A 14162-nucleotide genomic window follows, 5' to 3' on the forward strand; every position below is an offset into this window, starting at 1 on the left:
ATAATCCCTGTTTGGAGCCGCTAGGCTATTACTTCAGCGACGGAGCGATGTTGACGCAGGCTTCGCAAAGACCAGCGACAGCGCCGACGGACTTCTGGAAGGCGGCTTCTTCTTCCTTGTTCAGTTCGATCTCGATGATGCGCTCGATACCGCCGGCACCGATGATGGTGGGCACGCCGACATACATGTCGTCGACGCCATACTGGCCCGAGAGGTGGGCAGCGGCGGGCAGAACGCGCTTCTTGTCCTTGAGGTAGGATTCAGCCATTTCGATTGCCGAAGCGGCCGGCGCATAATAGGCCGAACCGGTCTTCAGCAGGCCGACGATTTCCGCACCGCCGTCACGGGTGCGCTGGATGATCTGCTCGAGGCGCTCGGCGGTCAGCCAGCCCATCTTGACGAGATCGGTCAGCGGAACGCCGGCAACGGTGGAGTAACGTGCGAGCGGCACCATGGTGTCGCCGTGGCCGCCTAGAACGAAGGCGGTGACGTCTTCAACCGAAACGTTGAATTCTTCGGCGAGGAACAGGCGGAAACGGGCGCTGTCGAGAACGCCGGCCATGCCGACGACCTTGTTCTTCGGCAGGCCGGAGAACTTCTGCAGCGCCCAGACCATGGCGTCGAGCGGGTTGGTGATGCAGATGACGAAAGCATTCGGGGCATATTTCTTGATGCCGGCGCCGACCTGTTCCATGACCTTGAGGTTGATGCCGAGAAGATCGTCGCGGCTCATGCCCGGCTTGCGGGCAACGCCAGCGGTGACGATGCAGACGTCAGCGCCTTCGATGGCGGCGTAATCGGAAGCGCCGGTGAGCTTTGCATTGAAGCCTTCAACCGGGCCGGACTGGGCAATATCCAGACCCTTGCCCTGCGGGATGCCGTCGGCAATATCGAAGAGGACGATATCGCCCAGTTCCTTCAGGCTGGCGAGATGCGCCAGCGTGCCGCCGATCATGCCAGAACCAATAAGTGCAATTTTTTTGCGAGCCATCGAATGCTTCCTCTTGAGCTTCAATTCAATTTCACCGCGCCAAACCGGCAGCCAAATTGTCGCACTCCGATTAGCCCCATTGGCTAAAATTGGCAACAGATTCTTTTCTGGTGAATATTTTCAATCGTTTAGATCATTATTTTCTTACGTAAACGTAAGAAAATACGTCACGAAAGTGTCAAACTTTCTGGCGTTTTTCGTGGTGCAGCGCCAGATAATCCGCGCTGCGCATTTCAAACAGGCGCGAGGCGGTGCGATCGAACTCGAAACCTTCGGTCCCCTTGCGCTTGCCGAGCAGGTCTTCCGGCATGGCGGCAGCGGAGGCAAAAAGCCGGACGCTGTGGTCGTAAAGCGCATCGATGAGGATGATGAAACGCTTGGTCTCGTTGCGCTTGTCCGCGTTCAAGAACGGGATATGATCGATGAAGACCGTGTCGAAACGATTGGCGATGGCAAGGAAGTCGGAAGCCCCAAGCGGCTTTTCGCAAAGATCGGAAAAGGAAAAGCGAGCGACCCGACCGCTGGCGCGCGGCACCAGAATGGAACGGCCCTTCATCGGTATCTCGGTCGGTGCAACGAGGTGACCGGCAATCATGTGCCGCCAGGCCATATCCATCGCCTGATCCGCCGAACCGTCGAGCGGCGTGACATAGACGGGCAGGCTTTCCAGCTTCTCCATCCGGTAGTCGGTGGGGCTGTCCAGCGTCACCACCTCCACATGCTTTTTCAAGAGATCGACGAAGGGCAGAAACAGGCCGCGATTGAGACCATCCTTGTAGAGATTGTCCGGCACGACGTTGGAGGTCGTCACCAATGTGCAGCCATTGGCGAACAGCTCGCTGAACAGCCGCGCAAGAATCATCGCATCGGCAATATCCGTGACCGTAAATTCGTCGAAGCATAAAAGCTCAGCCTCCGCCAGGAGCTGGGCCGCAACGGGCGGAATCGGATCGGCCTGTTTGGTTTCGCCATTCTTCAGCTTCTGCCGATGCGCATGCACGCGATTATGCACATCCGCCATGAATTCGTGAAAATGGCAGCGCCGTTTGGAGGAAACCGGCGCCATCTCATAGAACATGTCCATCAGCATCGTCTTGCCGCGGCCGACGCTACCATAGACATATAGCCCCCTGACGGTGGCGGCAGGTCCGGACTTGCGCGCAAACATCCAACCAAGCGCGCTCTTCTTCTTGGCGGGCTTGCGTGCCTTCAGATCGGCAAGGATACGGTCCAGATGCGCCGCCACGCCAAGCTGGGCGGCATCGGCCTGCAAGGTGCCAGCTGCCGTCAATGCGTTGAGCTGTTCAACGACACTATGATTGTAATCGGGCAATGGCTTCATGAAAAAACGCCTCGGGCGCGGGCGCACAAAAGCACCCGCGACGAATGGACAGGCTTAGAGCGAAAAGAGCGTTCCGGCTGCACCGGATAGACTCATCGGCTGAGGCTGAGCGGCTGGCCGCTATTGGTGGTGCCATCGAAGCGCGCATCGGCGCTCTTGTAGACGCGGCCAATCGTGTCACCCGAACGGTTCTTGAAGAGAACCATCTTGCCGGACACTTCCCAGGACCCCATCGCCGTCAGCTCGCCCGCGCAACCGCGCGTGCCGCCACGCGAGCCGCTGCCGAGATTGGTGAGCGTCAGGAACATGTCGCAATTGGCGCCGCCATTGGAAACGCGCCAATTGCCGACCATGGATTCCTTGGTAACGTCAAGTGCGGCTGCCGGCGGAGCGGCAGAAGCGACATTGGTTCCACCGGGGGCCGCCGAGGCAGGTGCCGACGGGAACTGGCCGCCCGTGGCGCCACCGGGCGGCGGCAGGGCGCCTGACTGGACGGAGGGCACCGGCTGCGCCTGCAAAGGCGGCGTATAACCGGGATTGTTGCTGCCGTTGTTGTTGTAATCGTAGGAGGTACGTTGGCAACCGGCGAGAGTCATCACAACCGCAAGGCCCGTCACCACATATCTGAATTGCATATCAAGCTCCCGATTCTCTCGCTTCCGGAAAGATCATGATCAAACAAGAAGGCTGAATTATTACCAAAGCCTTATCTTGCGCAAGCGATGGCCGGGATAATTACCATTTCGGTCGATTTTTACCGAATTTTCCCACGCCGGGTTGTAAAAAGGGCCGCGGTCGAGACCGCGGCCCGCTAGATTTTCTGTCGTCAGCGAATCGCCTTTAAACGCGGCGCTCGACCATCATCTTCTTGATTTCCGCGATCGCCTTGGCCGGGTTCAAGCCCTTCGGGCAGGCCTGCGCGCAGTTCATGATGGTGTGGCAGCGATAGAGACGGAACGGGTCCTCGAGATTGTCGAGACGCTCGCCGGTTGCCTCATCGCGGCTGTCGATCAGCCAGCGATAGGCCTGCAGCAGAACGGCCGGACCGAGGTAACGGTCGCCATTCCACCAGTAGCTGGGACAGGAGGTGGAGCAGCAGGCGCAGAGAATGCACTCATAAAGACCGTCGAGCTTCAGGCGGTCCTCATGGCTCTGCTTCCATTCCTTGGCGGGCGTCGGCGAAACCGTCTTCAGCCAGGGCTCGATGGAGCGATGCTGGGCGTAGAAATTCGACAGATCGGGAACGAGGTCCTTCACGACAGGCATGTGCGGCAGCGGATAAACCTTCACCGTGCCGTTGATCTCTTCCATGCCCTTGGTGCAGGCGAGCGTGTTGGTGCCATCGATGTTCATGGCGCAGGAACCGCAAATGCCTTCGCGGCAGGAGCGGCGCAGCGTCAGCGTCGGGTCGATATTGTTCTTGATGTAGAGAAGCGCATCCAGAACCATCGGTCCGCAATCATCGACGTCGATATAGAAAGTGTCGATGCGCGGGTTCTGGCCGTCATCCGGGTTCCAGCGATAGATGCGGTATTCGCGCACATTCTTGGCGCCGTCCGGCTTCGGCCAGACCTTGCCTTCGCTGATCTGGGAATTCTTGGGGAGAGCGAGTTCAACCATATCCAGTTCCTCAAATCAGTAGACGCGCGCCTTCGGCTCGATCTTTTTCGGATCGATGCCGTCGGCGATGAGGTCGGTGTGGACCGGGCGGTAGTCGAGCTTGACGTCGCCTTCCGGGCTGACCCAGGCAAGCGTGTGCTTGCGCCAGTTCACGTCGTCGCGACCGGCGAACGGACCGTCGACGAAATCCTCGCGGGCGTGCGAACCGCGGCTTTCCTTGCGCGCTTCCGCGCCATAGACCGTGGTGATCGCATTGGCCATGAGGTTGTGCAGCTCGAGCGTCTCGACCAGATCGGAGTTCCAGACCATCGAACGGTCGGTGACCTTGACGTCAGGCAGTTCCTTCCAGATGGCGGAAAGACGCTGGCAACCGCTTTCCAGCGATTCCTGCGTGCGGAACACGGCCGCGTCGTCCTGCATGGCGCGCTGCATCTTGTCGCGCAGCACCGCCGTCGGCGTCGAGCCGTTGGCGTAACGCAGGCCGTTGAAGCGCTCCATGATCTTGTCGCAGGCAGCCGTATCGAGAGCGGGAACAGCCTCGTCACGATTGATGACCTGAGCGGCGCGGATCGCGGCTGCACGGCCGAAGACCACGAGGTCGATCAGCGAGTTGGAACCGAGGCGGTTGGCACCGTGAACCGAGGCGCAGCCGGCTTCGCCAACAGCCATCAGGCCGGGCGCGATGCGCTCCGGGTTGTTGGCATCGGCATTCAGCACTTCACCCCAATAGTTGGTCGGAATACCGCCCATATTGTAGTGAACCGTCGGCAGGACCGGGATCGGCTCGCGGGTCACATCGACACCGGCGAAAATCTTCGCGCTTTCGGAAATGCCCGGAAGACGCTCATGCAGGATCGCCGGATCGAGGTGATCGAGATGCAGGAAGATGTGGTCCTTGTTTTTGCCGACGCCGCGGCCTTCACGGATTTCCATCGTCATGCAGCGCGACACGACGTCACGCGAGGCAAGGTCCTTCGCGGAAGGCGCATAACGCTCCATGAAGCGTTCGCCTTCGGAGTTGACGAGATAACCGCCTTCGCCGCGTGCACCCTCGGTGATGAGGCAGCCTGCGCCATAAATACCGGTCGGGTGGAATTGCACGAATTCCATGTCCTGGAGCGGCAGGCCAGCGCGGGCGATCATGCCGCCGCCGTCGCCGGTGCAGGTATGGGCCGAGGTTGCGGAGAAATAGGCGCGGCCGTAACCGCCGGTCGCCAGAACCACCATCTTGGCGGCAAAGCGATGGATCGTGCCGTCATCGAGGTTCCAGGCGACGACGCCAGTGCAGCGGCCATCCGGAGACATGATGAGGTCGAGCGCGAAATATTCGATGAAGAATTCCGCATTGTTGCGCAGCGACTGGCCATAAAGCGTGTGCAGAATGGCGTGGCCGGTACGGTCGGCGGCGGCGCAGGTGCGCTGCACCGGCGGGCCTTCGCCGTAATTCTGCATGTGACCGCCGAACGGGCGCTGGTAGATCTTGCCTTCTTCGTTGCGCGAGAAAGGCACGCCGTAATGCTCCAGCTCATAGACCGCTTTTGGCGCTTCCATGGCGAGATATTGCATCGCATCGACGTCGCCGAGCCAGTCGGAGCCCTTCACGGTGTCGTAAAGGTGCCACTGCCAACAGTCGGGCGTCATGTTGGTGAGCGATGCGGCGATGCCGCCCTGCGCCGCAACCGTGTGGGAGCGCGTCGGGAAAACCTTGGTGATGCAGGCCGTGCGGAAGCCCTGTTCCGCCATGCCGAGCGTTGCGCGCAGACCCGCGCCGCCGGCGCCCACCACGATCACGTCATAGGAGTGATCGACATAGGTGTAGGCCTTGCCATTCTGGGAAGGTGAACTGATCGATGCCATGGCGGACTTATCCTGCGAATGCGATTTTCAGAATGGCGAAGATGGAAAGGCCGCCAATCAAAATCGCGAAAAACATATTGAGCATCAGAAGAACGAGCTTCGAAACCTCGGCGTGAACGTAGTCTTCGATGATGACCTGCATGCCGAGCTTCATGTGAATGAGGCCGGAAACCAGCACCAGAGCCATGATGACCGCAACGAGCGGGTTAGACAGCGCGGCAACGACTTCCGGATAGGGCGCGCCGGCATATTTGATCAGAAAGACCACGAAGAAGAGGAGCAGCGGAACGTTGGCGACCGCAGTCACGCGCTGACGCCAGAAATGGTCGGTGCCTTCCTTGGCGGAGCCGAGGCCGCGAACCTTTCCGAGAGGTGTACGCATATCCATGAAAAATCTCCTCAGCGCACGATCAGGGCAACGACCCAGATCAGCGCGGTCAGACAGATCGACACCACCCACGAGGCCTTTGCCAGCTTGGTGGTAAAGTGCTTCTCGAAACCATAGCCCAGATCCCACATGAAATGGCGAAGGCCGCCAAGCATGTGATGAACCAGAGCCCAGGTATATCCGATCAGGATGAGCCTGCCGACGATCGTACCCATCGCCCAGTTGACCCAGTCGTAATAGGCCGGACCCGAGGCGATAGCGATCAGCCACCAGGCAACCAGAAGCGTTCCGAAATAAAGCGCGCCGCCTGTGATGCGGTGCACGATGGAAGCAACCATCGTCGGAATCGGCTTGTAAATTTGAAGATGCGGCGACAGAGGCCGGTTATTAGTCGCATTCGCCATCAGAACCTCGCGGCGTTTTCCCGTGCGCCCATCAGACAGGACGCCCCCAAGCAACAGCACATGACGAAAGAATGTGCATTGCACCAACCGCGACGTTTAATCACATGGGAGCATCACCACAAGCACATTTCATGGCCGATTCCAATTTAATCGATTGGTTCACGAATTTTTTTTGGAATTTTTTTGCGTCAAAATAAAAAATCGAGCGTTTCCAAGATTTACGCCCCTAAAATATTTACCTTTACGTAATTCATGAATCGTGTAATTTACCTTTGGTTAACCAAGAAAATCCGGAGAATGAGGCTCATGTTACAGCGCCGAATCGCCGCTTTGACCATGATGGTCGCAGGCGTCATTTTCACCGTGGTGCCTCCAGCGGCGGCAGAGAATTCTTATGGCCGCCGTGATTATCAGCACAAATATCAACACCATCAATCGCAGGTAAGCTTCTCCACGGACGGGCTGCCATCCACCCTCCCCGGCGGCACTTACGTCGGTGCGATATCGGCGCTGCGCGTTCGCGGCAACGGTAATTATTTCGCAATTGGCGGCCGGCTTTCACGGAAAAGCGCAACGGTTGCGACGGGCGCACAACTTGCGCCAAAAGCGAAAATCATCGATGTCCGTGCTGAAACCGCTGGCGACGCCTGCGCCTACGAGCATGGCGTCTGCATTATCCGGCCCTGAAGCATTTTCGGCAAAAGCATGGAGCGGTTTTACTGCAAATGCGCGATGCGCTGATCAGATGAAACGCCACACCGTGGTCTTCTTCACTTCGCTGTCCTCCACGGCCCGCGTCACAGGCACCTGATAGGTCGCCTCCGCGCGGAGCCGCTCTTTGGGCAAATAAGCGCGTCCGGGATCGCCGACGAGAACGCTCACGCCTTTTTCCGTCAGTTCCAGAAACCACGGTACGAGAAGATCGGCAAAGGCGCGGTCGTAAAACACGTCGCCGGCCAGCAGAACATCCGCCTCAACCGGTTTTCCAACCAGATCAAGCCCGGTGAAAGCAATGTCCACGTTATTGAGAGCCGCGTTCAGCCGAATGGCCGTCTCTGTCCACGGATCGATATCGGCCGCCAGAACAGTATCCGCGCCCGCCTTTGCCGCAGCGATGGCGACCAGACCGGAGCCGCTGGCGAAATCCAGCACGCGCCTGCCGGAAACGCTGTCGGGATGATCGAGAACGTAGCGGGCAAGCCCCTGCCCGCCGGCCCAGGCGAAGGCCCAGAAGGGCGGCGGAAGGCCGATTGCTTCCAGCTCCTCCTCCGTCTTCAGCCACAGCTCATGGGCTTCAGTGGCGAGATGAAGACGCAACTCCGGCACATGCGGCGGATGCATGATGGCGGTATTGTCGAGAATGAAGCGTTCGGGATCGGTCCTCACCGAAGCATCAGTCCGGTGACTTCGGTGGATTGGCGAGACCGCCCATGCGGCAGACCTCAAGATATTCCTCTTCCGTCACCGGCTGCACGGAAAGCCGCATGGAAGTAACAAGCGACATCTTCGCCAGCTTCGGATTGGCTTTCACATCCTTCAGCGAAACGGGCTGCGGCATGTCGCACACAACGCGGATATCCACGCAATCCCATTTCAGATCGCCTTCGGCGGTCGAGTCCGGATGCGACAACGCGCAGACTTCGACGATGCCGACGACATCCAGCCCCTCATTGGAATGGTAGAAGAAACCCTTGTCGCCGATCTTCATGGCGCGCATGTTGTTGCGCGCCTGATAATTCCGCACGCCGGTCCATTCTTCGCCCGCCTCGCCCTTGGCCTTCTGCATTTCCCAGGACCATTTGAACGGCTCGGACTTGTAAAGCCAGTAATTCGCCATGTCCGGTCATGCTCCCGGATTGTTGAAGACCCAATTGTAGGGCTTCACGTCAACGCTTTCGAACAGGCTGGCCTTGGCGTAGGGATCGGCATCGGCTAGAGCCTTCGCGGCATCGATATCGGCGGCGTCAACGATCACGAGGCTGCCATTCGGCTTGCCTTCGGCATCCAGAAACGGGCCGGCGATCTTCAGCGTGCCCTCGGCGTTTAGCTTGTTCAGGTGCTCCAGATGCGCCGGGCGCGTTTCCATGCGCACATTCAGATGGCCGGGCTTGTCCTTGCAGATAAAGGCAAACAGCATTTTCGTCTCCTCGTTAAAACATGTCTTCCAAACGCGTCAGCGGTTTGGAGCGAAGACCCGCCCTCATTCGGTGGTGATGGGCCGTGTCATCAATTGTTGCATGGCGCTCGCCACATCCAGATTGCCGTCAATGATAGCGGCCACCGCTTCGGTAACCGGCATGTCGACAGCGTGACTTTCCCCGAGCCGGGCGGCGACGGCTGCCGCGAAAGCGCCCTCCACCAGCCCGCCGGACATATCCTTGCCCTCACCCCGGCCAAGCGCGATACCAAAACGCAGGTTTCGCGACTGGTGGCTGGTGGCGGTTAGCACCAGATCGCCAAGGCCCGAGAGGCCGCGCACCGTGTCCGCCTTTCCACCCATCCCAACGATGAGACGCGACATTTCGGCAAGCCCGCGCGAAATCAAAGCCGCCCGGGCGGAATCGCCAAGACCCGCGCCTTCGACGATGCCGGCGGCAATGGCAAGAACATTCTTCAGCGCCCCGCCAAGCTGCACGCCGATGCGGTCGGTCGAGGCATAAAGCCGGAAGGTCTTGCCGGAAATCGTGGTCGCAAGCCGCTCGGCTATCACCGCATCTTCCGCCGCAATCGCCATGGCCGTCGGCAGGCCCCGCGCTATGTCGGCCGCAAAGCCCGGACCGGACAGAACCGCAATCGGATGATGCGGCAGTTCCGCTTCCAGAAGTTCCGTCAGCAGCCGGCCGGAGCTGCGGTCGATACCCTTGGCGCAGGTAACAATGATTGAGTCATTAGCCAGATAAGGGCCGTAGTGACGGGCCGCATCGGCATGAGCCTGCGAGGGCATGGCGAAGAGGACGATGCCGGCGCCGGCCAGCACATCGGGCTCGGCGGAAAATTCAAGAGCATCCGGCAGATCGACGCCCGGCAGGGCCGCCTCGTGCACGCGGTCGCTCCTGAGGTCGGCCATCAGCGATGGATCGCGGCCGAGCACGGTCACGTCATGCCGGTTTTCCAGCGCGATGACCACAGCAAGCGCTGTTCCGAAGGCGCCGGCGCCGATGACGACGATTTTCTCCCGCTGCATCAGGCCTTGGCTCCCCTTTTACCGAAACCGATCAATGTCTCCGCACTGCCATCCAGCGGCCATCGCGAGCGCGGCGGGATTTCGAGTGGATCGGGGTCCCGGCCGTCCGCCATGCGCTCCAGCCCAGCCCAGGCGATCATCGCGGCATTATCCGTGCAGAGCCGGTGCGGCGGCGCGACGAAGCGGAAGCCATGGGTATCGCAAAGCGACTGCAGCGTCTGGCGGATTTCCTGATTGGCGGCGACGCCGCCGGCGACGACCAGAGCAGGCTCGGTTTCTGTGTGCGGAAATTCCTGCCTGAAACGGGCAAGGCCACGGCCGATCCGATCCTTGAGCGTGCGCGACACCGCCTTCTGGAACGAGGCGCAGATATCGGCGATGTCCTGCTCGGAAAGCGGCGCGATGGCAGTCGCCGCCTGCCGCACCGCCGTCTTCAGTCCGGAAAAGGAAAAATCGAGCCGTGCTTCGCCAACCATGGGACGCGGCAGCGGAAAGCGGTTCGGATCACCCTTCGCCGCCGCCTTCTCGACCGCCGGCCCGCCGGGATAGGGCAGGCCCAGAAGTTTCGCGGTCTTGTCGAAGGCCTCCCCCAGCGCGTCATCGATGGTGGTGCCCCAACGCTCATAATCGCCCACGCCACGCACCAGCACCAGCTGGGTATGGCCGCCGGAGACGAGCAGCATCAGATAGGGAAAAGACAGGCCATCGGTGAGGCGCGCCGTCAGCGCGTGGCCTTCCAGATGGTTGATGGCGTAAAGCGGCTTGCCGGCCGCCTTGGCGATGGCCTTGCCCGTCATCAAACCCACCAGCAGGCCGCCGATGAGGCCGGGGCCGGAGGTGGCGGCGATGGCGTCGACATCGGCAAGGGTCACACCCGCCTGCTCCAGCGCTTCTTCCACCAGCGTATCCAGCGCCTCGACATGGGCGCGCGCGGCAATTTCCGGCACTACGCCGCCATAGGCGCTGTGTTCCTCAAGCTGCGACAAAACGACGTCGGAGACAATCTCGCCATGGCCGTCCGCATGCCGAACCACAATGGATGCGGCGGTTTCGTCACAGCTTGTCTCTATGCCGAGAATACGAAGAAAGGGGGTCATCAAATCTGTTCGTTCATTGCGATCATGCGCTGAGTTGGTCTAAGACAACTCCGGTAACAATGGATAGACGCGGATGCAAACAAAACCTTTCCGAATCGGCACGCGCGGCAGCCCGCTGGCGCTCGCGCAGGCTTACGAGACGCGCAACCGGCTGATGGCGGCGCATGGCCTGCCGGAAGAAATGTTCGAAATCGTCGTGCTGTCCACCAAGGGCGACCGGATAACCGACCGCGCTCTGTCGGAAATCGGCGGCAAGGGCCTGTTTACCGAGGAGCTGGAAAGCCAGCTTCTGTCCGGCGAACTCGATATGGCCGTGCATTCCTCCAAGGATATGCCGACCGTTCTGCCCGAAGGCCTCTATCTGTCCGCTTTCCTGCCGCGCGAAGACATACGCGACGCCTTCATCGGCCGCACCGCACCGAAGCTGCTGGAGCTGCCGCAGGGCGCCGTGGTCGGTTCCGCATCCCTGCGCCGCCAGGCGCTGATCCGCCGCCTGCGGCCGGATCTGAGCGTCATCATTTTTCGCGGTCAGGTCGATACCCGCCTGCGCAAGCTGGAGGAAGGCCAGGCGGATGCGACGCTTCTCGCCTTTGCCGGCCTGAAGAGACTTGGTAAGGACAATGTGCCGACGGAAATTCTCGACCCGGAGGAATTTCCTCCTGCTCCGGCCCAGGGGGCAATCGGCGTGGAAAGCCGCATCGGCGATACACGCATGGACGAACTGCTCGCTCCCATAAACGACAGGCCCACTCATGATGCCGTGACCTGCGAGCGCGCCTTTCTGGCCGCGCTTGACGGTTCCTGTCGCACGCCGATTGCCGGCTACGCCACCTGCCATAGTGAGGAATTGCATTTTTCCGGACTGATCCTCACTCCCGATGGCCAGACGAGCCACGGCATCGAAATCTCCGGCAACCGCCGCGATGCGGAAAAGCTCGGCCGGCAGGCCGGCGAAGACGTGCGCGCCAAGGCGGGCAGCAATTTCTTCGAAGGCTGGAGCTGAGACGATGCGGATCGTCGTCACCCGGCCGCAGCGTTCGGGCCAAAGGACGGCCGCAAAGCTTGAAGCGCTTGGCCACGAACCGATCCTTATTCCGCTGTTTTACCCCGCCCATCATGGGGAACGCGCCGTCTCCGCGCTAGCCGCCCCGCTGGCGGCCATCGCGGTGACCAGCGCCGAAGCGCTGCGGGTGCTGGAAACATCACGGGACGGGCTGGCGCCCAATCTGTCAAAACCGCTTTTTGCCGTCGGCGGAGCAACGGCGGAAGCGGCGGGAAAAACCGGCTTCGAACAGATTTTCACCGCCTCCGGCGACGCCATGAGCCTGACCGCGCTGGTGACTGAGCACCAGAATCTATTTTCCGAAGAAGAACCCCTGCTCTATCTCGCCGGCAGGCCCCGTGGCGCCGTCTTCGAGGAAGGCCTTGCCGCCGCCGGCATTCCCTTCAGAACGGTCGATTGTTACGAGATGCTGCCCTCTGACATTTCGGAGACGATGCTTGAGACGGCGCTTGTCGAAAGCGCTGCCGATGTGGTCCTGCTCTATTCATCGGAAGCGGCGCGGGCGTTTTTTCATCATGTATCGACGGAAAAATACGTGGCGGCGCTGGCAACGACACAATTCATCTGCATCAGCCGCAACGTGTTTTCTCTCGTTCCGGAAATCTTCCGCGCAAACGCCAAGGCCGCCGAAGAACCGAGCGAGGCCGCGATGTTCGAACTTCTACGCCACAACTCTGGAACCTAATTCGAGCTCGCCTCTTTCCTTTGCCGCCGTCACTGACTAGGTTTAGATTACTGCAGGCAGAAATGAGGTTGTCATGGTATCGGGAAAGCCGCCACGCCACTCCAAGTCCAAAGCCGAACCGGTCACCATCGACCTGGACGCCAAAGACGTGAAAGCAATTTCCGCCGACGTGGACGCTGCCAAGACGGACGAAAAGCCCGGTGACAAAACACCTGAGGCCACCGCAGAGCCGGGTGTTTCAGAGACAAAGCCCGAAGCAGCCGCAACGGGAAACCCCGCCCCCATCTGGGACCAGCCCAAGAAAACCCCTATCGAGCCCGAACCCAATGTCGGCAAAGCGGAATCCGTAGCCACGGCACCGAAGGCTGAGAGCGCCGCAGACAAGCAGCCCGCAGACAGGCAGAAAGACCCCGTCTCGCCGGCCCCCGTTTCGCCTAAAGCCGATACAAAACCGTCGACGGGCACCAACGACACGAGCGCGGCTGCGGCCGCAGCAGCTGCTGCGAAGCCGGCCTTCGGCTCCACAGCATCCAGCAGCGCCACCGCTGCAAAACCAACGACGGCGACCTCCTCCTCGGGGCCGGCAAAGCCCTCCACACCGCAGCAGGAGGAGCGCAAACAGGCCGCGACCTCCGGCCTGATCGCGGCAGGTATCGTCGGCGGCCTTGTCGCGCTCGCCGCCGCCGGCAGCATGCAATATGCCGGCATCCTGCCCTCCTTCAATGCAGGCAGGGCGGGAAGCGAAGAAATCGCCGCACTGAAAACCGATCTCGGCAGCTTGCGGCAGCAGCTTGCCAATGCGCCGGTCGGCGACACCTCCGCGCTGGAACAGCGCATCGCAACCCTCGAAGGCGCAAAGGGCGAGGCACCGCAGGTGGATGGGCTGTCGGAAAAAATCGCCGCGCTGGAATCCGCCCTCCAGTCGGAGCGATCCGCGCAGGCATCGGCGACGGCGGAACTGACACGCCGCCTTGCGGATGCGGAAGCCAAGATCAACGAGCCGCGCGACGATATCGAAGTCGCCCGCGCCATCGCTTCCGCGGCGCTGAAGGCCGCGATCGATCGCGGTGGGCCGTTCCTGACGGAACTCGACACGCTGTCCAAGGTAACGCCCGACGATCCGGCCATCGCATCGCTGCAATCCTTCGCCGCAACCGGGGTGCCGTCACGTTCGGAACTGATGCAGAAATTCCCTGACGTCGCCAATGCGATGCTTTCCGCGATCAACCAGCCAGACCCCAATCAGGGCATTATGGAACGCCTGACCGAAAGCGCCTTTTCGCTGGTGAAGGTGCGCCCGGTCGGAAATATCGAGGGCGAGACCCCAGAAGCCCAGATCGCGCGCATGGAAAACAAGCTGCGCAACGGCGATCTGCAGGGCGCAGCACTTGAATGGAACGGGCTTCCCGATGCCGCCAAGACGGCATCCGCCGATTACAAGAAATCGCTGGATGCACGCATCGAGGTCGAGAATCTGGTCGGCGGCACGTTGAACCGCGCCATCACCAGCACCGGCAGGCAGGGGTAAGGG

General features: G+C 60.7%; 16 protein-coding genes. 4 read left to right on the plus strand and 12 right to left on the minus strand.

Annotation, left to right across the window (positions count from 1 at the left end; genetic code table 11):
• Positions 1 to 28: 28 nt before the first annotated feature.
• The 7 genes from mdh to sdhC form a co-directional block, all read right to left on the minus strand.
• Positions 29 to 991: a malate dehydrogenase gene (gene mdh, locus O3W47_RS15010; protein WP_003523512.1), complete on the minus strand. Its 963-nt coding sequence runs from the start codon at positions 989 to 991 to the stop codon at positions 29 to 31.
• A 178-nt stretch (positions 992 to 1169) separates the two neighbouring features.
• Positions 1170 to 2333 carry a cell division protein ZapE gene (gene zapE, locus O3W47_RS15015; RefSeq protein WP_269314053.1) on the minus strand — a complete coding sequence of 388 codons (1164 nt, stop codon included), beginning with the start codon at positions 2331 to 2333 and terminating at the stop codon, positions 1170 to 1172.
• 92 nt (positions 2334 to 2425) lie between these two features.
• A complete protein-coding gene (locus O3W47_RS15020; protein WP_080815662.1) occupies positions 2426 to 2968 on the minus strand; it encodes a protease inhibitor Inh/omp19 family protein in 543 nt (180 codons plus the stop codon).
• A gap of 205 nt (positions 2969 to 3173) precedes the next feature.
• Entirely contained in the window at positions 3174 to 3953 is a 780-nt protein-coding gene (locus O3W47_RS15025; protein WP_080815660.1) for a succinate dehydrogenase iron-sulfur subunit, read from the minus strand.
• Positions 3954 to 3968: 15 nt separating this feature from the next.
• Positions 3969 to 5810: a succinate dehydrogenase flavoprotein subunit gene (sdhA, locus tag O3W47_RS15030; protein ID WP_003523508.1), complete on the minus strand. Its 1842-nt coding sequence runs from the start codon at positions 5808 to 5810 to the stop codon at positions 3969 to 3971.
• A gap of 7 nt (positions 5811 to 5817) precedes the next feature.
• Positions 5818 to 6198 (minus strand): succinate dehydrogenase, hydrophobic membrane anchor protein, encoded by a 381-nt coding sequence (gene sdhD, locus O3W47_RS15035; protein WP_020010869.1) that lies wholly within the window; start codon positions 6196 to 6198, stop codon positions 5818 to 5820.
• An 11-nt stretch (positions 6199 to 6209) separates the two neighbouring features.
• Positions 6210 to 6602, minus strand: coding sequence for a succinate dehydrogenase, cytochrome b556 subunit (gene sdhC, locus O3W47_RS15040; protein WP_137452655.1), 393 nt, complete (start codon positions 6600 to 6602; stop codon positions 6210 to 6212).
• 306 nt (positions 6603 to 6908) lie between these two features.
• On the opposite strand from sdhC, the gene O3W47_RS15045 reads away from it, so the two are divergent.
• Complete coding sequence (locus tag O3W47_RS15045; protein WP_162936763.1) at positions 6909 to 7289, plus strand: hypothetical protein; 381 nt, start codon at positions 6909 to 6911, stop codon at positions 7287 to 7289.
• A gap of 54 nt (positions 7290 to 7343) precedes the next feature.
• Here the strand turns inward: O3W47_RS15045 and O3W47_RS15050 are convergent, their stop codons facing one another.
• The 5 genes from O3W47_RS15050 to tsaD all read right to left on the minus strand — a co-directional run bounded on the left by O3W47_RS15050 (position 7344) and on the right by tsaD (position 10883).
• Positions 7344 to 7988 (minus strand): class I SAM-dependent methyltransferase, encoded by a 645-nt coding sequence (locus O3W47_RS15050; RefSeq protein ID WP_269314054.1) that lies wholly within the window; start codon positions 7986 to 7988, stop codon positions 7344 to 7346.
• Between the two features lie 7 nt (positions 7989 to 7995).
• On the minus strand, positions 7996 to 8439 hold the full coding sequence (locus O3W47_RS15055; RefSeq protein ID WP_269314055.1) for an EVE domain-containing protein: 444 nt from the start codon (positions 8437 to 8439) through the stop codon (positions 7996 to 7998).
• Positions 8440 to 8445: 6 nt separating this feature from the next.
• Positions 8446 to 8739 carry a YciI-like protein gene (locus O3W47_RS15060; RefSeq protein WP_269314056.1) on the minus strand — a complete coding sequence of 98 codons (294 nt, stop codon included), beginning with the start codon at positions 8737 to 8739 and terminating at the stop codon, positions 8446 to 8448.
• Between the two features lie 63 nt (positions 8740 to 8802).
• Positions 8803 to 9786: an NAD(P)H-dependent glycerol-3-phosphate dehydrogenase gene (locus tag O3W47_RS15065; protein WP_269314057.1), complete on the minus strand. Its 984-nt coding sequence runs from the start codon at positions 9784 to 9786 to the stop codon at positions 8803 to 8805.
• Positions 9786 to 10883: a tRNA (adenosine(37)-N6)-threonylcarbamoyltransferase complex transferase subunit TsaD gene (tsaD, locus tag O3W47_RS15070; RefSeq protein WP_137452652.1), complete on the minus strand. Its 1098-nt coding sequence runs from the start codon at positions 10881 to 10883 to the stop codon at positions 9786 to 9788. Before tsaD ends, O3W47_RS15065 begins: the two co-directional genes overlap by 1 nt.
• 73 nt (positions 10884 to 10956) lie before the next feature.
• On the opposite strand from tsaD, the gene hemC reads away from it, so the two are divergent.
• The 3 genes from hemC to O3W47_RS15085 all read left to right on the plus strand — a co-directional run bounded on the left by hemC (position 10957) and on the right by O3W47_RS15085 (position 14159).
• Entirely contained in the window at positions 10957 to 11886 is a 930-nt protein-coding gene (gene hemC / locus O3W47_RS15075) for a hydroxymethylbilane synthase (protein ID WP_269314058.1), read from the plus strand.
• Positions 11887 to 11890: 4 nt separating this feature from the next.
• The gene (locus tag O3W47_RS15080; RefSeq protein ID WP_269314059.1) at positions 11891 to 12631 is read left to right on the plus strand and encodes a uroporphyrinogen-III synthase; all 741 of its coding nucleotides are present in this window, start codon (positions 11891 to 11893) and stop codon (positions 12629 to 12631) included.
• Between the two features lie 73 nt (positions 12632 to 12704).
• Positions 12705 to 14159, plus strand: a complete 1455-nt coding sequence (locus tag O3W47_RS15085; RefSeq protein WP_269314060.1) for a COG4223 family protein — start codon at positions 12705 to 12707, stop codon at positions 14157 to 14159.
• Positions 14160 to 14162: the final 3 nt, after the last annotated feature.

The organism is Agrobacterium sp. LMR679, assembly GCF_027157905.1.
In the GTDB taxonomy this organism is placed as follows: domain Bacteria; phylum Pseudomonadota; class Alphaproteobacteria; order Rhizobiales; family Rhizobiaceae; genus Agrobacterium; species Agrobacterium leguminum.